This window comes from Enterococcus sp. DIV1368f (assembly GCF_051712245.1).
In the GTDB taxonomy this organism is placed as follows: domain Bacteria; phylum Bacillota; class Bacilli; order Lactobacillales; family Enterococcaceae; genus Enterococcus; species Enterococcus faecalis.
Map to the genome: position 1 here is coordinate 108,523 of NZ_JBIOON010000001.1, position 18,255 is coordinate 126,777.

At 37.8% G+C, this 18,255-nt stretch carries 13 protein-coding genes; 11 read left to right on the forward strand and 2 right to left on the reverse strand.

The features are described from left to right. The first annotated feature begins 41 nt into the window (after positions 1–41). The 8 genes from IGL07_RS00565 (at position 42) to IGL07_RS00600 (ending at position 4,936) form a co-directional block, all read left to right on the forward strand. Positions 42–935, forward strand: a complete 894-nt coding sequence (locus tag IGL07_RS00565) for an SDR family oxidoreductase (protein WP_002376330.1) — start codon at positions 42–44, stop codon at positions 933–935. 12 nt (positions 936–947) lie between these two features. After that, positions 948–1,520 (forward strand): alkaline shock response membrane anchor protein AmaP, encoded by a 573-nt coding sequence (amaP, locus tag IGL07_RS00570; protein WP_002381343.1) that lies wholly within the window; start codon positions 948–950, stop codon positions 1,518–1,520. 12 nt (positions 1,521–1,532) lie between these two features. Continuing rightward, complete coding sequence (locus IGL07_RS00575) at positions 1,533–1,724, forward strand: DUF2273 domain-containing protein (protein ID WP_002356087.1); 192 nt, start codon at positions 1,533–1,535, stop codon at positions 1,722–1,724. Positions 1,725–1,736: 12 nt separating this feature from the next. Then, positions 1,737–2,249: an Asp23/Gls24 family envelope stress response protein gene (locus IGL07_RS00580; protein WP_010816949.1), complete on the forward strand. Its 513-nt coding sequence runs from the start codon at positions 1,737–1,739 to the stop codon at positions 2,247–2,249. 58 nt (positions 2,250–2,307) lie between these two features. Continuing rightward, the gene (locus IGL07_RS00585; protein WP_002356090.1) at positions 2,308–2,868 is read left to right on the forward strand and encodes an Asp23/Gls24 family envelope stress response protein; all 561 of its coding nucleotides are present in this window, start codon (positions 2,308–2,310) and stop codon (positions 2,866–2,868) included. 23 nt (positions 2,869–2,891) lie between these two features. After that, a complete protein-coding gene (locus tag IGL07_RS00590; protein ID WP_002356092.1) occupies positions 2,892–3,134 on the forward strand; it encodes a GlsB/YeaQ/YmgE family stress response membrane protein in 243 nt (80 codons plus the stop codon). 366 nt (positions 3,135–3,500) lie between these two features. Beyond that, on the forward strand, positions 3,501–4,736 hold the full coding sequence (locus IGL07_RS00595) for an MFS transporter (RefSeq protein WP_002356101.1): 1,236 nt from the start codon (positions 3,501–3,503) through the stop codon (positions 4,734–4,736). A 20-nt stretch (positions 4,737–4,756) separates the two neighbouring features. Continuing rightward, a complete protein-coding gene (locus IGL07_RS00600; protein ID WP_002381345.1) occupies positions 4,757–4,936 on the forward strand; it encodes a hypothetical protein in 180 nt (59 codons plus the stop codon). A gap of 457 nt (positions 4,937–5,393) precedes the next feature. On the opposite strand, the gene IGL07_RS00605 is transcribed toward IGL07_RS00600, so the two are convergent. Both IGL07_RS00605 and IGL07_RS00610 read right to left on the reverse strand, forming a co-directional pair. After that, positions 5,394–6,878 carry a helix-turn-helix domain-containing protein gene (locus IGL07_RS00605; RefSeq protein ID WP_010711884.1) on the reverse strand — a complete coding sequence of 495 codons (1,485 nt, stop codon included), beginning with the start codon at positions 6,876–6,878 and terminating at the stop codon, positions 5,394–5,396. Further along, entirely contained in the window at positions 6,872–8,359 is a 1,488-nt protein-coding gene (locus IGL07_RS00610) for a helix-turn-helix domain-containing protein (protein WP_010711885.1), read from the reverse strand. Before IGL07_RS00610 ends, IGL07_RS00605 begins: the two co-directional genes overlap by 7 nt. Positions 8,360–9,069: 710 nt before the next feature. Between IGL07_RS00610 and fss1 the strand changes: the two genes are divergently transcribed. The 3 genes from fss1 to IGL07_RS00625 all read left to right on the forward strand — a co-directional run bounded on the left by fss1 (position 9,070) and on the right by IGL07_RS00625 (position 17,953). Beyond that, complete coding sequence (gene fss1, locus IGL07_RS00615) at positions 9,070–15,168, forward strand: fibrinogen-binding MSCRAMM adhesin Fss1 (RefSeq protein WP_010816950.1); 6,099 nt, start codon at positions 9,070–9,072, stop codon at positions 15,166–15,168. A 285-nt stretch (positions 15,169–15,453) separates the two neighbouring features. Then, positions 15,454–16,365, forward strand: a complete 912-nt coding sequence (locus IGL07_RS00620) for a diacylglycerol/lipid kinase family protein (protein WP_002373761.1) — start codon at positions 15,454–15,456, stop codon at positions 16,363–16,365. Between the two features lie 82 nt (positions 16,366–16,447). Next, positions 16,448–17,953: a helix-turn-helix domain-containing protein gene (locus IGL07_RS00625; RefSeq protein ID WP_010816951.1), complete on the forward strand. Its 1,506-nt coding sequence runs from the start codon at positions 16,448–16,450 to the stop codon at positions 17,951–17,953. The last annotated feature ends 302 nt before the right edge of the window (positions 17,954–18,255 follow it).

Below are 18,255 nucleotides of genomic sequence, written 5' to 3' on the forward strand. Positions count from 1 at the left end.
AAAAATTGTATTAAGGTAATAGTAGAAAGGGAGGAGATTTAATGACAGAACCAAACTTAAAAGACCCAAGAAAGTTATTTTATAGTGATGGATTTCCGCAACAAGATCAAGAAACTCCCGCATTACAGGACAAAATGGTCCCTAAACCAGATTGTGGGGAAGACAGCTATGTCGGAAATCACAAATTAGAAAATCGTCGGGTATTAATTACAGGCGGTGATTCTGGGATTGGACGAGCGGCGGCGATTGCTTTTGCTCGCGAAGGCGCAGATATCGCCTTACATTTTTTCCCAGGTGAAGAAAAAGACGCCGAAGAAGTGGCGCACTATATACGAGAAGCTGGCCGAAAAGTCATTCTTTTGCCAGCAGATTTAAGAGATAAACAGGCACCTGAAAAATTGGTTGCACAAGCTCATGAAGCATTAGGCGGCTTGGATACCCTCGTTTTAAATGCAGCCCAACAAATTTCCTGTGCCGCTATTGAAGAATTACCAATGGAACAAGTGATAGACACTTTCCATGTCAATATTATTGCGATGTTTGGCATTGTCAAAGCAGCAGTGCCTCACTTGCCTGCCGGAAGTAGCATTGTGACAACGACTTCCGTCCAAGCTTTTAATCCCAGTGAGCATTTGTTGGATTATGCAGCAACGAAGGCATCAATTGCCAACTTTACCGTTGGTTTAGCAAAACAACTGGCACCAAAAGGCATTCGGGTAAATGGCGTGGCTCCAGGACCAATCTGGACACCGTTACAGTTAGATCATGGACAACCAATTGAAGAGTTGCCAGAATTTGGGCAACATTCTTTACTGGAACGTGCGGGTCAGCCTGCTGAATTAGCCCCTGTTTATGTTTTCTTGGCGTCCAATGATGCAAGTTATGTTACGGCTCAAGTTTATGGCGTAACTGGTGGAGAAGCAATTAATCTTTAGGAGGGATGTTCCGTGAATAAAGTTGTTAAAATACTTTTGCTTCTAGGTTCACTGATTTTAATGGCATTATTTGGCGCGGTGGCCATCACCACTTGGTCAGCCGATACAGCTTGGCAACCACCAGATAATGTCCAATGGTTCTTGCAAGACAACGAGTACGCACGTCAAGCAATCTTTTGGGTAGCGCTGGTTTTACTAGGAATTATGCTCTTTCTATTTTTATTCATTCTTTTATTCCCAAGAAGAAAAGGCACGTTTGAATTAAAAGAAGAGCAAGGAAAGTTAGTGTTACACCGTAAAGCCATCGAAGGATTTGTACGCTCTAGCTTGCAAGACAGCGACTTTCTGGAAGCACCAACCATTCGTGTAAAGGCGACAAAACGGCGCATTAAGGTCAATGTCAAAGGCACACTGAAACGAACGGCAGATTTAATTGGACAAACAGAAGCTTGGTCAAAAACAATGGAAGAACGGCTTGCTCGTTTGGTGGGAACTGGTCACAAGATTACGATTGATGTTCATTTTGAAGATATTCAATCAATGAAACGACCACAACAACAGCAAACACAAGCACGTGTGGAGTAGGAGGGATGTACAATGGTTGAATGGATAAAACAATATGCCGTTCCGTTAATTGGTGGCCTAGTCGGCTTGGTTTTTGCAATCTTGTTTCTGTCAATCGGCTTCTTTAAAACATTGTTAGTAGTACTCCTGACAGGACTAGGTATTTGGCTAGGTTTGTATTTGGAACAGACAGGCATTGTCAAAAATTATTTTCATCATAAATAGGAGGTTTTGGCTATGGAAAATGCAAATGTATCGATTGTTAAAGGTGAGTTGACGTTTGAGGATAAAGTAATCCAAAAAATTATTGGCATTGCTTTGGAAGAAGTCGACGGTTTGTTAACTGTGGACGGTGGTTTTTTCTCGAATTTACGAGATAAAATGATTAATAGTGACGATGTTACAACAGGCATTCACACCGAGGTCGGCAAAAAACAAGTCGCAGTGGATATGGACATTGTAGCCGAATATGGGAAAGATATCGAGACCATTTATGATCAAATGAAAGAGGTTATTACTCGTGAAGTCCAACAAATGACTCACTTGGAAGTAATCGAAGTCAATGTCAACGTAGTAGATATCAAAACACAAGCAGAGTACCAAGAAGAAAGTGAAACGGTCCAAGATAAACTTGGCAACGCCGCTGAAGCGACAGGTAGTTTTATGTCAAAACAAACCAACAAAGCCAAACATGCGGTAACTAAAGGCAAGACAAAAGTCAAAGAAAACACGGCACCTCGTGTTCAATAATTGGTTATTATTTTATTAAAAATAAAGCAATAATAGAAGAAACTAGGAGGAATGAACCATGAGTAACGAAAAATTCAATAATGTACCAAAACCAGCAGGAAACGGACCACACACACCAGAAGATCATGCAATCAAAGGTGAATTAACATTTGAAGATAAAGTCGTTCAAAAAATTATCGGTTTAGCCTTAGAAAATGTTGATGGTCTATTGACAGTCGATGGCGGCTTTTTCTCAAATATTGCTGAAAAATTAGTAAACACAGATAACGTCACAGCTGGTATTGATACCGAAGTTGGTAAAAAACAAGTCGCTGTTGATATGGATATCGTGGTAGAATACGGCAAAGATATTCAAGACATTTACGAAAAAATGAAAGAATTAATCAGCCGTGAAGTGAAAAAAATGACCCATTTAGATGTGATTGAAGTGAATGTTAACGTAGTTGATATCAAATCAAAAGAAGAATACGAAGAAGATAGCGAAACGGTTCAAGATAAAGTCACAGGCGCTGCCAAAAGTACCGGTGAATTTGCTTCTGAACAAACAGAAAAAGCAAAAAAAGCTGTGAATAAAGGAACAGAACAAGTCAAAGAAAATATGGAACCACGTGTAGAATAAACAGTTAAAGGGAGGAAACAATCATGGGCTTTATTTGGGCATTAATTGTCGGTGGTGTCATTGGGGCAATCGCTGGAGCAATTACTAAAAAAGGATCATCAATGGGCATTATTGCCAATATCATTGCAGGGTTAGTTGGTTCAACAATTGGTCAAGCCATTTTAGGCACATGGGGACCAAGTTTAGCTGGGATGGCTATTGTGCCATCGATTATCGGGGCAGTGATTTTAGTTGCCATCGTTTCATGGATTTTAGGACGAAAATAGAGAAAGTTTAAAAAAATAGGGCATAAGTCGTTTCGACTTATGCCCTATTTTTCTTTTTCTATGTATGAGGAAGTTTCGTATGAAAAGTAAATTTTGAGCAATTAGCCAAGAGCTTATTTTAATTAAAATCATTAGTTATTTTGGCTTTTCAACAAAAATCAACAACATTTGTTGAAGTTATTTGTAGATAACGTTTATCATTCACAAATTTACATTTTTTTGTAACGGATATCTCGTATAGTAATAACTGCAAATGAATTTCAGAAAATTTTTTGATAAGTCATCAAAGTGAGGGGATAGCGGTCTTTTATTGAAAAATAGCAACAAAAAATAAACAGAACAAAAGAGAGAGGAATTCAAAGAATTATGACAGAACAAACACCAACAAAGCTTTTGAATAAAGGCTTTATCAGTATTACAGTGATTAATTTCATTGTCTATCTTGTTTATTATTTATTAATGGTTATTATTGCGGTGATTGCGCAAGATAGCTTACATGCTACTTTAGGTCAAGCGGGTCTGGCCTCAGGAATTTACATCATCGGGACATTGCTTGCACGACTTTTCATGGGAAAACTCCTTGAACTGATTGGGCGCAAACAAGTCTTACGTTATGGGGCTTTGTTTTATCTTTTAACGACTGTTGCGTATATGTATATGCCAAGTATGGGCATTCTTTATCTGGTCCGTTTTTTAAATGGGTTTGGTTACGGAACCGTTTCGACAGCGACCAACGCGATTGTCACCGCCTATATTCCTAAAAACAAAAAAGGGGAAGGGATCAATTATTATGGGTTGAGTACTAGTTTAGCAGCCGGCATTGGACCATTTATTGGGATGTTATTGTTAAATGTTTCCAACTTCCATGTCATTATTAACTTTTCAATTATTTTAATTTTGTTAACAACCATTGCTTGCTTCATTTTCCCAGTGAAAAATATTGAATTAACACCTGAACATCGTGAAGCTTTATCTAAATGGAATTTTGATAGTTTTGTTGAAAAGAAAGTTTTATTTATTACATTTATCGCCTTTTTAATGGGTCTTGCTTATTCAAGTGTCTTATCTTTCTTATCTTCTTATGTCAAAGTAATCGATTTAGTTGACGTCAGCACCTTCTTCTTTATCGTCTATGCAGTCGTGATTACCTTAACACGTCCATCGACAGGTCGGATTTTCGATGTCAAAGGGGAACGCTACGTCATGTATCCGAGCTACATTTTCTTAACACTAGGCTTGTTCTTATTAAGTATGACTACGTCTGGTTGGATGTTATTAGTTTCAGGTGGGTTAATTGGCTTAGGTTATGGTACCTTCATGTCAAATGGCCAAGCGGTTTGTCTTCAAGAAAGTCCAAGTCCTCACCGTATCGGGATTGCTTTATCGACTTATTTCATCGGTTTAGACCTTGGATTAGGGGTTGGTCCGTACGTTTTAGGTGAATTACGTAACTTTATGTCATTCCAACAAATGTACTTCTTAGCAGGCTGTATCCCAATCGTTTGTACCATTTTATATATGGTCTTCCACAAAGCTAAAAATGATGCCAAAGATTTGTCTCTTGAAACGATTGAAGAGATTGAACACGGCTCAGAACTATAAATGAACAAGGAGTGATTTCAATGCCTAACGATGAACGGATTTTAAACGTTTTACAACAAACACTAACGGAAATTCAACGCATGAACACGCGTTTAGCTAAAATTGAAACAGAGTTAGCCGATGTCGATCAACATCACGCGACTTTGGATCATTACTTGCAAGAGCTAGAATTGGTGACAGAAAATAATAACGTCATGTAAAGTGAGTAGTTAGTAAATGAATGTTCTACGCTTCGTTATCACTAGAGTGGAACATTGAAAAATTTTCGTAACGTCAAAAGGTAGCAATTTTTCTGCTACCTTTTGACGTTTTTTGTAATTTAAAGAAAATAAGCAAGAAGAGCGTGGGACAAAAATCACTTTGGATTTTTGCTCCATGCTCAAAAACTGATAAACGGCGGGAACAGAAGCAACTCCTTCGGAAATAAGCCGAAATTCTCCAAAAATTAAAGAACACCAGGTAGGTATCATGCAACATCAACTCGTACCTCGTTGTGTTTTATGACAATTTTCGGAAATTCCTTCTTATTGCTGAGAAACACTATTTGCAAAGCAAATAGATGTTGAACAGTACCTACTTGGTTCTCGGAGCTAAACACTTCTGTCCCGACCTCCTCTTGCTTATTTTTATCACTTAAAATGTTTCACGTGAAAACTTTTAAAAGTGGCGTGGACTTTGTTTGGTGACAATTTGTGTATTTAAATTTTCTAAGCTCTGTGCTAGTTCACCAATGCTAGCAGAAAAATCAACATAATAAGTAGGAATCGTTGATTTGACACTAATTTCTGAAAAGATATTTGTAATAATTACATCGAAAGGCTTTTCTGGTGAAGCGACAAAAATTAATTTTTTATCCACGGCTTTACTTAGCTTTTCATAAAGGGTATCTAAAATTAAGTTACTTTGGTTGGTCCGTACTAAGACACGAATCGGTGGTAAAGATTTCGTTTTCAGTGTACAGAAAAGAATGAACAAGCAGTCAACTAACAATTTTTCATTGCCCATCAATGTTGGAAGCATTTCGATTGTAAGTCGCTTCACATCTTTGTAGAGACTCGGATTTTTTTGAAGTGCTTCTTTTAAAAAGCTTTCTTGCACAAATGGATTGGCAATCGTAACAAAGGTCTTAAAAAAGACACTTAAATTTTGGATAGAAGTATATAGATAAAGATACTCGTGAAATGTCAATTTAATTTGATAAAAAGACGTCAGTTGATAAATAATCTCTTTAATGGGCGAGCCTAACAGCTGGACCATATGCATCCGAGCTGCTGGAATTTCCAAGACCTCTTGTGTGGCGTAACTGACACTAATCGTTAATAAGAAAAAGGCAAAAAGCCCTTCTTTTTGTATAAATTTTGTTGGAACTTGGTGTAAAGCTTCTTCTTTAAAAAATAATTCAAATTCACTCAGATTAACAAAGGGATTAACAATCGCTTCTTCCTCTACGAAAGTTTCTTTGATAAAAAAGCCCTCTTTCCAACGCGCTAAAATCACCGCAGAAAAAATCAAGTCTTTTGTAAAATCTTGTGTTGTATTGAAGGAAACAGAATGTTTTAAACGTCGAAAGAGACTATGGACTTCTTTTTTAGTGATCGTGTGCAACGGCCAGTCTCCTTCAGAATAATTGTTCCAAAAAAGCATCATAAAGAAAATCCGGATATCTTTTTCTTTGCCCACCAACACATTGGTACGTTTTAAATTGATTTCAATCTGATATTTTTGAAGCCATTGATTTAGTTGACCAATTTTTCGTGTAAAGGTTGACGAAGAAATTTCTAGGACTTTTTCAAAATGTTTGCTATCAATTGCATTATGATTAAAGGCGTAGGTCAACACTTGATATGCGAAACTTTTTTTGACAAAGTAAGGCATCAAGAACGATAGTTGGAAATAGGGTGCAAACCAAAATGTGATTTCTTTGGCGTTTGCCGACAAAGAAAATAAGTTCTCCCAGCCGTTTTTTTCAATTTCTGTTTGGAGCAAAGCTACAGATTGTAGAATGGTATTTTGTTGCATTTTTAATTGAGTCGCTAAAGTAGAAATCGCCAATGTTTGTTCTTCTGCTTCACGACGTTCGAGTAACTCTTCTAAAAGAGCAAAACTTTTACGATAAGGTACATCAAGTAATCCTGTTAACATCCGATTCCCTCCAAACTGTTTTCCCCACGTAATTTGGCAAAATAAATTTTGCGAACTACTTGTTTTAGGTTATAGTATTCGTCTAAATAAGGAACGGGATGCCAATAAAAAGTTTTACTGGCGTGAAAAAGCGGATTATTTTTGTCAGTAATGACTAGGTCAGGCACTTCTTGAATATGATTGACGAATTTCAAAGGAACATCACAATAATTATTGATTTCCTTTGCTAACCAATTTTCTTGTATCTGATTAATAGATGAATGAAGCAAAATTTTAACCGGAATTTGTTTGTTTAATAAAACACTCCGAATAATTAAAAAAATGGTTTCTTTAAATAATGCATCTAGTGGGTGCTCTTTGTCAAAAGGCAAACGCTTTAAGAAGTAGTTGGTTGTTCGCGAAACGTTTGGATATTGCTTTTCATACAAAGAGACGTTAGCAACCTCATAGCTTAATTCCTCTTCCACAGGAAAATGAATTAGTCGTTCACTGGCATTGGATAAATTAACCAACAAAAAGACAACTTCTATTGCGCTTAAATCCAACTGTAATTGCGTACATTTTTCAAAAATCCAGGTGACATGGGGACTTTCATCCATGCCCATAATCGCTAAGTTGGCAAAGTTGACCGTTTCTATTTGTTCAAGTGAATACATCGTTAATGTACTGAAAAAATCATAGTAGAAACGAATTTCAGCCCGCCATGTGTCGGGTTCTTTTTGTTCATTAATAAAACAATCATTCACTAATAATTGAAATTCTGAATAAGGAAAGGCTAAATTGATCGTAGCAATTTCAGGATAATCGCTGATTGTAAAATCAGATTGGTAACGGAGTAAACCTATGGACATAATTAATTTTAATTTGCGTAAATCGGTATATGTAAAGTAAGGATAACGGTTTTTGATGATTTCAATAAAATTCTGCAATTGCGCTTGATTGGTTTTAGATAAAAAAGGAACGAGAGAAGTTCCTGAAATGAAAAATAAGGAGTAAAAGAAACTACGAAAATCTTTCTCTTTGCCACAAATTTTTTCTCGCCTTTTTAAATTTAAATAACAATTAAATCTAGCTAGATAATTGTTTAAACGGTCACTGACTTGTTTAAAGATAGAAAAGTTAATGAAATGCTCTTCACAAAAATCTTTGGCTGAAGTGTAGCGTTTTAAAAGTAAATCTAAGGCTAACATATAGGTTAATGACCCGCGGACTACGGCTTCTTTCATTAACTCAATCGGGATATTTTCATCGGCGACTAATTCTATGGACTGTTGATTATTAATAATGCGAATATGTACATTTTCATGTGTATTGACTCGAGAAATTAATAAAGTTAATTGATTCAATAAATTGTTGATATTGTAATGGGAAAATTCATATTTTCGCCGGAGTACTTGCATGGGGACTTTTTCTTTACTGTCATACAAGTATTCAATTAGGGAAAGTAACTGAATTTCCTGTTTGGTTAATAAGTTATGCATAATAACCACCTTTCTAATTGGTTACGCTTGTTTGATTTTTCAGATAATACAGATAGAGCATTCTTTTCTAAGCGACATTGACAATTGCCAATGAAAGAACTAGTTGTTCTTATGCTACTGTATCTATTCTTAAAAATCAAGAAGAACTAAATGTGTTAAATAGAAGAAAATGCGGATAAAAAATGATAGAGCAAAAAATTATTAAGAAAAACAAATGGTTTATATAAAACATTTAAATAACAAAAATGATAATTTCAATCTGTTGATTTTTTAGCTTAAATAGCTTATACAAACAGGCTTTTTTGTCTAGTTCGTTCTTGTGAAAAAGTTTAAAAAAAACGGTATAGTGGAAGAAGGACTAGTACAAATAAAAAAGGATTAAGGGAGTGTTTTTATAAAGGTGAAAAGGGTTTCTAGCGTTTTATCAACTTTTTCTATTTGGAGGAGAAGTTGTTGATAATTTTTGCTGAAAAATCCCGTTATACTCTTCTTATTCTTATAGAAGGGTCTATAGGAATAAGCAGAAAATGAATCCGCATTCGAAGCAAGAGTGCGTTTTGAGGAGATAAAAAGAAAAGGTGTGTTGGCTGTCTGTTTTAGCAAGGAAGAAAGACAACAGAAGAGCACTCACTTATTTGGTTTAAAATAAAAAATTGGTACGAAGTGAACGTTCTCTTCTATGTGTCGTTAGTAGAGGAAGGATGAAAGAAATGAGAAAGAATGGTCCAATGGTAAACCGTTGGCTCTACGGGTTGATGTGTTTGTTACTTGTTCTAAATTATGGCACACCACTCATGGCTTTGGCGGAAGATGTTAACAGCGATGGCCAGTTAACGTTAGGAGAAGTGAAGCAAACCAGCCAGCAAGAAATGACCTTAGCGCTTCAAGGAAAAGCACAACCAGCAACACAAGAGGTTGTAGTGCATTATAGTGCCAATGTGTCACTCAAAGCTGCACATTGGGCAGCGCCCAATAATACGCGCAAGATTCAAGTGGATGACCAGAAGAAACAGATTCAAATTGAATTGAATCAGCAAGCGTTAGCAGATACGTTAGTCTTAACGTTGAACCCTACAGCTACAGAAGATGTGACGTTTTCTTATGGACAACAGCAACGAGCGTTGACGTTAAATACTGGTACTGATCCGACAGAATCAACGGCAATCACGAGTTCGCCAGCCGCATCAGCGAATGAAGGTTCAACAGAAGAAGCATCTATAAACTCCTCTGTTCCTCGTTCGTCCGAAGAAACTGTCGCCAGCACGACAAAAGCGATAGAAAGTAAAACAACTGAATCGACGACTGTCAAACCGCGCGTAGCAGGACCAACAGATATCAGTGACTATTTTACAGGTGATGAAACAACGATTATCGATAATTTTGAAGATCCGATTTATTTAAATCCTGATGGCACACCAGCAACACCGCCGTATAAAGAAGATGTGACCATTCATTGGAACTTTAACTGGTCGATTCCAGAAGATGTGCGAGAACAAATGAAAGCAGGCGATTACTTCGAGTTTCAATTACCTGGCAATTTGAAACCTAATAAACCAGGTTCAGGTGATTTAGTTGATGCAGAAGGCAATGTCTATGGAACCTACACAATTAGTGAAGATGGTACGGTTCGTTTTACCTTTAATGAGCGAATCACGTCTGAAAGTGACATTCACGGGGACTTTTCTTTAGATACTCATTTGAATGATTCAGATGGGCGGGGCCCAGGAGATTGGGTGATTGATATTCCTACACAAGAAGATTTGCCGCCTGTAGTGATTCCGATTGTCCCAGATACCGAACAACAAATTGATAAACAAGGCCATTTTGATCGAACGCCCAATCCTAGTGCGATTACTTGGACGGTAGATATCAATCAAGCGATGAAAGATCAAACAAATCCAACTGTGACGGAAACATGGCCAACAGGGAATACCTTTAAGTCAGTGAAAGTCTATGAGTTAGTGATGAATCTTGATGGAACAATTAAAGAAGTGGGTCGTGAACTTAGTCCAGATGAATATACCGTTGATAAAAATGGCAATGTGACGATTAAAGGTGACACCAACAAAGCGTATCGTCTTGAGTATCAAACGACGATTGACGAGGCGGTTATTCCAGATGGCGGCGGCGATGTGCCTTTTAAAAATCACGCGACGTTAACAAGTGATAATAATCCAAATGGGTTAGATGCTGAAGCAACTGTGACAGCAACCTATGGCAAAATGTTAGACAAGCGCAATATAGATTACGACGAAGCCAATCAAGAATTCACTTGGGAAATTAACTACAACTATGGTGAACAAACCATTCCAAAAGACCAAGCAGTCATTACAGACACAATGGGGGATAATTTAACTTTTGAACCAGATTCTTTACATTTATATTCAGTGACGTTTGATGACAAAGGAAATGAAGTCGTTGGAGCAGAACTTGTGGAAGGAAAAGATTACAAAGTGGTAATCAACGGAGACGGTTCCTTTGCAATTGACTTTTTACATGATGTGACTGGTGCAGTCAAGATTGATTATAAAACCAAAGTTGATGGAATTGTCGAAGGCGATGTTGCCGTGAATAATCGTGTGGATGTTGGCACTGGTCAGCATTCAGAAGGTGATGGCACAGCCAGTCAACAAAATATTATTAAAAACACTGGTGCAGTGGATTATCAAAATTCAACGATTGGTTGGACGTTAGCTGTGAATCAAAATAATTATTTGATGGAAAATGCCGTGATTACGGACACATACGAACCAGTTCCTGGCTTAACCATGGTACCCAATTCGTTGGTTGTTAAAGATACAACCACTGGTGCTCAGTTGACGTTAGGTAAAGATTACATGGTAGAAATAACTCGTAATGCAGAAGGTGAAACAGGCTTTAAGTTAAGTTTCATGGGGGCGTATGCCAAAACAAGTGATGCCTTTTACGTAACCTATACTACCTTTTTCGATGTTACCGAGTTAGACGCTAATGATCCCGCGTTGGACCATTATCGAAATACCGCTGCCATTGATTGGACGGATGAAGCGGGAAACAATCATCATTCAGAAGATAGTAAACCGTTTAAACCTTTACCTGCTTTTGATTTAAATGCGCAAAAAAGCGGTGTTTACAATGCCGTCACCAAAGAAATCACTTGGACGATTGCGGTTAATTTAAGTAATAATCGTTTAGTTGACGCCTTTTTAACGGATCCAATTTTAGCCAATCAAACCTATTTGGCTGGGAGTTTGAAGGTCTATGAAGGCAATACGAAGCCAGATGGTTCGGTTGAAAAAGTGAAACCAACGCAACCGTTGACGGATATCACAATGGAAGAACCAAGCGAGAAAAACCAAAATACTTGGCGTGTTGATTTTCCTAATGATAGTCGTACGTATGTGATTGAATTTAAGACGTCTGTTGATGAAAAAGTTATCGAAGGTTCGGCTAGCTATGACAATACTGCATCTTATACAAACCAAGGTTCTTCACGTGATGTGACAGGAAAAGTTTCCATTCAACATGGTGGCGAATCAGTGAAAAAAGGTGGCGAATACCACAAAGATGATCCAGATCATGTGTACTGGCATGTAATGATCAATGGCGCCCAATCGGTTTTAGACGATGTGGTTATTACTGATACACCCTCACCAAACCAAGTGTTAGATCCCGAGTCATTGGTGATTTACGGTACCAATGTAACAGAAGACGGAACGATTACGCCAGATAAATCTGTTATTTTAGAAGAAGGAAAAGATTACACACTGGAAGTTACCACCGATAATGAAACAGGACAACAAAAAATTGTCGTTAAAATGGCTCATATTGAAGCACCTTATTATATGGAATATCGTAGTTTAGTGACTTCTTCAGCGGCGGGGAGTACAGACACGGTATCAAACCAAGTGTCAATTACTGGAAATGGTTCAGAAGTCGTTCATGGGGATGACAATGGCGATGTGGTCGTTGACATTGATCACAGTGGCGGGCATGCCACAGGGACCAAAGGCAAAATTCAGCTGAAGAAAACAGCCATGGATGGGACGACTATTTTAGCAGGCGCTCATTTCCAAATTTGGGACCAAGCTAAAACACAAGTCCTACGTGAAGGTACAGTAGACGCCACTGGGGTTATCACATTTGGTGGGTTGCCGCAAGGGCAATACATTTTGGTGGAGACAAAAGCACCAGAAGGTTATACAGTTTCGGACGAACTAGCTAAAGGCCAAGTCATTACTATTGATGAAGAAACTTCAGCAGATGATGCACAGCCAACCATTATTAAAAACGATGTCAATAAAGTAATTATAGAAAAAACAGATGAGAAGGGCAAAAAATTAGTCAATGCACGCTTTAAATTAGAGCATGCCGTAACCACGCCGTTTACTCATTGGGAAGAAGTTTCCCTTGCGCCGGATCGAACCAACGCAAATGGCCAGTTAGAGGTGGATAGTTTAAAACCAGGGCTTTATCAGTTCACAGAAATCGAAGCACCGACAGGCTATCTTTTAGACACGACACCCAAACGATTCATTGTGACACAAAACACGAGCGGACAAATTCGTGATGTTCATGTTAAAATGCTTAATTACCAAGGTTCTGCTGAACTAATTAAAAAAGATCAAGCAGGTAATCCATTAGCAGGTGCTGAATTTTCAGTCCTTGATGCCACAGGACAAGTGGTTCGAGAACACTTAGTTTCGGATGCAGACGGAAAAGTCACAGTAACGGATTTAGCCCCAGGCAAATATCAATTTGTGGAAACTAAAGCGCCAGCAGGGTACCTTTTAAACACTGAACCAAGTGCTTTCACGATTGCAGCAAGCGATCGGGGCAAACCAGCAACAGTTATAGCAACGGCTAACTTTGTTAACTATCAAGGCGCAGCTAAATTAATCAAAAAAGATGTGAATGGACACTTGTTGAGTGGTGCGACATTTAAAGTGCTTGATGCGAAGGGACAAACGATTCAAATAGGCTTGACGACAAATAATCAAGGGGAAATTGTTGCAGAGCACTTAGCCCCAGGCAAATATCGCTTTGTAGAAACCAAAGCGCCAACAGGCTATTTATTAAATACCACGCCAGTCCCATTTGAAATTGCTGAGAAAAATGCTGGTAAACCAGCGGTCGTTGTTGCTAGTGACAACTTTGTGAATTACAAAGGGGCTTTCCAAATCGTGAAAACGAATAGCGCAGACCAACCATTAGCAGGTGCTGTTTTTGAATTATATGATCACAATAAACAATCATTAGGGATTACAGCAACGAGTGGCAAAGATGGCAAAATTATCTTTAGAGACTTGGCGCCAGGTACCTATTATTACAAAGAAATCAAAGCACCAAAATTACCAGATGGCGCAGATTATATTATTTATCCTGAATTAGTAAAAGTAGAAATTCGTGGTGATTTCAAAGGTGATCCGGAGATCTTCCAATTAGGAGCCTTCGCCAATTTCAAAGGACGCGCCGTCTTTAAGAAAATTGATGCCAATGCGAATCCACTTCCAGGAACAATTTTTAAATTGTATCGAATCGAAAACGGGGAAAAAATCTTTGAAAGAGAAGTAACTGCTGAAAAAGATGGTTCATTGGCTATGGACGATTTAGGCGCTGGTAGCTATGAATTAGATGAACTGGATGCAACGGATGGCTATATCGTCAATAAACAACCCATTTATTTTGTAGTGAAAAAGAATTCAAATGATAAACAACCACTAGATGAGTTAGAGTTTGTAAATTATCAAGCGGAAGTAACGGGACGTAAAGTCAACGAGCAAGGTCAAACCTTAGCGGGTGCAGTTTTTGCAATTTACAACGCCGATAATCAGAATCAGCCCCAAGGTTCACCAATAACATTCTTGAATCGTGCAGGAGAAAAAGTTTCTGAAATAACAACGGATAAGACTGGCGAAATTTACGCTAAAGGGCTAAATGAAGGGCATTACGTTTTAGTGGAAACGAAAGCACCAACAGGCTATCTGTTAGACACAACGCCACATCCATTTGATGTAACCGCCCAATTAGGAAAAGAGCAGCCAATTGCTTTAGGCGATCTTATCAATTATCAAGGAACTGCTCAATTAACCAAAGAAAACGAAACAGGTGAAGCATTGGCAGGTGCGGTGTTTAAGGTCATTGATGAAACAGGGCAAACCGTAGCTGGACAAACCAATCTGATGTCTGACAAGCAAGGCAAAGTCATTGCGAAAAACTTAGCACCGGGAACGTATCGTTTTGTGGAGACACAAGCGCCAACGGGCTATCTTCTTAATGAAACGCCAAGCGCAAGCTTTACGATTGCGAAAGACAACCAAGGCAAACCAGCCACTGTGGTACTTAAAGCACCTTTTATTAATTACCAAGGTGCTGCCAAGCTGGTGAAAATTGATCAGCAAAAGAATGTCTTAGCAGGTGCTGAATTTAAAGTGACAGATGCAGAGACAGGGCAAACTGTCGCTCGTTCATTACGTTCTGACAACCAAGGGTTAGTTCAAGTGAACCACTTACAACCAGGAAAATATACCTTTGTGGAAACAAAAGCACCGGATGGTTACCAACTGTCTAAACAAGCTGTCGCATTCACTATTGCGGCAACAGCGAAAGACAAACCTGAACTCGTGGATGCGGGCACGTTTGTTAACGAGAAACAACCTGTATCCAAAAAAACAAAACCAAATCAGCCAACAACGAAACATGCAGCTAGAGAGACAGGTTGGCTTGGTTTACCGAAAACCAACACACAAGTCAATTACTTCTTTGTCTTTATCGGCCTCCTATTGGTCGGTTTGGCAAGTTGGCTCTTTTATAAAAAGAGCAAGAAATAAGCTAAAGCCATAAAAAAACAGAGAGTGGGTCATTCGTCGAAAGGACGGATGGCCTATTTTTTTCCATCTTAAGCTAATCAACTGAACAAAAGTAGCTCCTTCTTATTGACATTCTCAGGTATCCCTTCATCTCAGTTTAGCCTTTGAACAGAACTTACTGGATTCTTGGAGATAACCGCTTGTGCCTCAGCCGTTGTTTTTCGATGCTATCTTTAGGTATTTTGGCTAAAATATTGTACACTTTACATGTGCAAGAAATTTAGTTAGAGATATGAGGATAGAGTGATGAAAAAGATGATGGTTTTATACAACGAAACTTCAGGAAGTAGTGAAAGTAAAGAGATTGCAGAACGCTTTAAAAAAGCTGCAGAAGCGAAAGGGGAAGCGGTTATTTTGCAACCTTCCAATCCAGACATTGATCCTGAAGAAATGCGGAAAAATGCCAAAGAAAATCAAGTGGGTGTCTTGGTCGTCATTGGTGGTGACGGGACCATTCATCATGCCGTTCAAAATTTTAAAGACACCATTCGTGACTATCAAATAGGGATTATTCCAGGTGGAACAGTCAATAATTTTGCACGTGTGTTAAGTATTCCTTTGAAAGAAGAAGACGCCTTTGAGACCATTTTGGCAGGACAGACCACACCAGTTGATTTTGGGATGGTAAATCAAGATGTGATGATTTCGACCTTAACGATTGGACTATTAGCAGATACAGCAGCAAATGTGACCCAACAGGAGAAACAAAAATATGGTCCTTTAGCCTTTACAAAGCAATTTTTCCGCTTATTAATGAAAAAGAAAAAATACAAACTAAAAATTGATGGCGATGAAAGACGTTGGCATGGCAAAGCCCAATTATTAACGATGACCATGACGAATTCTGCTGGCGGCTTTACCAATTTCGATGCCAATGCCACGCCAGATGACGGTGAAGTGCACATTATCATTTTACCTAAGTTAGTTTTTTACAAGTTTGTCTATTATTTACCTAAAATTATCAGAGGACAATTAAATGAAATTCCTGGTGTCGTGTATTTCTCTGGGAGTCAATTTAAAATTAGTGGCGAAAAAGACAAGAAAGTCCAAACACGAACAGATGGCGACCCTACTGATGATTTACCGATTAAAGTAACGGTGGAAGCTGGGGGACTCAACGTGTTTGTTCCTGAAACGTCCACATCTACGAAAGAATAAAAGAAACAACTGTTATTTTTTTCGTGGAATAGATTTCTCATTTTGTGTACAATAGAACAGAAGAGAGGCAGTTGAGTGAACAGTGAAATGGGATGAATATGTTGATATATTCGATACAGATGTCGTTTCTAAAATTATTATTTTAAGAAACTTGCCAATTAATGAAGGCTGGATTGACATCAATGAGTTAGCAGAAGAATTACAATTAAACAAAAAATCAGTCAAAAAATACGTAGAACTTCTAAAAGATGACATTACGTATTATGCTGTGGATAATGATGCTTCTTTGGCTTTTGAAAAGGGGCATGGCTATCGCTTGAACTTGGCGTCTAGCCAAGCGTTCCAGAAACTTTATACAGCAATTTTTCGGGATAGTTTAACTTATCAAGTAATGGAAGATTTATTCTGGGGTCGATTTAATGGAATTGTGCCAGCGACAGCAAAATATCATACCAGTGATGCCACGATTCGGCGCTTGCTTAAAGGGTTTACAGAAATTTTAGCGCCATTGGGGTTAGTGATTAATAAAAGCACCTGGAAAATTGAAGGCAATGAAGCGTATTTGCGCCATTTTGCTTACACTATTTTTATGGACTTAATCCGTGATACTTGGCCTTTTGACTATATACAAGAAACGGAAGTCGCACAAACTGTCCAAAAAATGATGGCTTTTTTCAACGTAGAAGTTGCGGAAACGGTGATACGCCGAGTTAAATATATGGTCGCTATCTCAAAAGTCCGTAGTGCGCAAGGCGCCGAATATCGACCTTCAGCCGAGCAAGAAACTTATTTAGAAGGTAATAAACATTACCAAGCTTTTATAGAAGAGATGACAGCTACAACCCTTTTCCTTAATAAAAACGACTTGACCTTTGTGTACTTTTTCTTGTTGGCCAATGACCAATTTTATCAAGACGAAGCCACTGCACAAGCTATTTTAGCGCATTTTGATGAGTCTGAAGCGCCTGTTTACATGTTGACTCATTTAGTCCAACATTTCTTATTAGAAGAAATACACATGACGCCGCAATTGGAGAAAATTCGTCCGCAAATTTTTTATTATTTGTTTGCTACACATTTATTTGCCAAACTTTACTATGTCCAAAATGTGAAAATGTACAATGTCTTTTGGAATAAAATCAAAGAAAAATATCCGGTTCTTTTAGCAGAGTTAATTCAAGGTTTAAATCAACTTTACGAACAAACAGGCAATGAATTATTTACAAATAAAGAATTTTTGGCTTTGCGTTATTCTAGTGTTTTGGCGCTTTCCAATGATTTAATTCATCGCGAACAAAAAATTGTTTTAGGATTAAAATCAGGCTTGCCAGTACTGGAAGAAGAACGGGTGAAACTTTCGATTGAAAATAATTTTCGTCGGTTTTATGCATTGGAAGTTTTACGATACAGTGAAGCAAGCAAAGAAGAATGGCAAAATATTGATTTACTATTAGTGACTTCTTTGGCAGATGTGGAAACGGGCCATCCAGAGATCTTTTTACTTTCAAGTGAGTTAACGTTTGAGCAATATAATCGTTTGAACCAAAAAATAGTAAAAATTAACGAGAAAAGAACCACGTCACTTTAATAAAAAAATAGGCTATTTTGATGCACATATCTGATAAATTGTAAAAAAATTTTTCTAAAAAGTAAAAAAAGACAAGAAGAAAACGTCAATAAGTAGGTGTTGATTACCTACTTATTGACGTTTTCTCGTTGTTTTTTAATAAATACTGCGTCAATTCTTCTGAAAATTATGTCAAAAAGGTACTTTTTTTGCTTTTTTTATCGTAAATAATAGATGATTAGCTATTGATAGCAAAGGAACTACTACTTTTTTTAACAGTCAGTTAAAAAATATTGAGGTTTCTCACAAGAATTTTTCTATAT

Bases quoted from the DNA above. Each gene is read 5' to 3' on its own strand.
- IGL07_RS00565 (WP_002376330.1), top strand. From the start codon at position 42: ATGACAGAACCAAACTTAAAAGACCCAAGAAAGTTATTTTATAGTGAT.
- IGL07_RS00575 (WP_002356087.1), top strand. From the start codon at position 1,533: ATGGTTGAATGGATAAAACAATATGCCGTTCCGTTAATTGGTGGCCTA.
- IGL07_RS00580 (WP_010816949.1), top strand. From the start codon at position 1,737: ATGGAAAATGCAAATGTATCGATTGTTAAAGGTGAGTTGACGTTTGAG.
- IGL07_RS00585 (WP_002356090.1), top strand. From the start codon at position 2,308: ATGAGTAACGAAAAATTCAATAATGTACCAAAACCAGCAGGAAACGGA.
- IGL07_RS00590 (WP_002356092.1), top strand. From the start codon at position 2,892: ATGGGCTTTATTTGGGCATTAATTGTCGGTGGTGTCATTGGGGCAATC.
- IGL07_RS00595 (WP_002356101.1), top strand. From the start codon at position 3,501: ATGACAGAACAAACACCAACAAAGCTTTTGAATAAAGGCTTTATCAGT.
- IGL07_RS00600 (WP_002381345.1), top strand. From the start codon at position 4,757: ATGCCTAACGATGAACGGATTTTAAACGTTTTACAACAAACACTAACG.
- IGL07_RS00605 (WP_010711884.1), bottom strand. From the start codon at position 6,878: ATGTTAACAGGATTACTTGATGTACCTTATCGTAAAAGTTTTGCTCTT.
- IGL07_RS00610 (WP_010711885.1), bottom strand. From the start codon at position 8,359: ATGCATAACTTATTAACCAAACAGGAAATTCAGTTACTTTCCCTAATT.
- fss1 (WP_010816950.1), top strand. From the start codon at position 9,070: ATGAGAAAGAATGGTCCAATGGTAAACCGTTGGCTCTACGGGTTGATG.
- IGL07_RS00620 (WP_002373761.1), top strand. From the start codon at position 15,454: ATGAAAAAGATGATGGTTTTATACAACGAAACTTCAGGAAGTAGTGAA.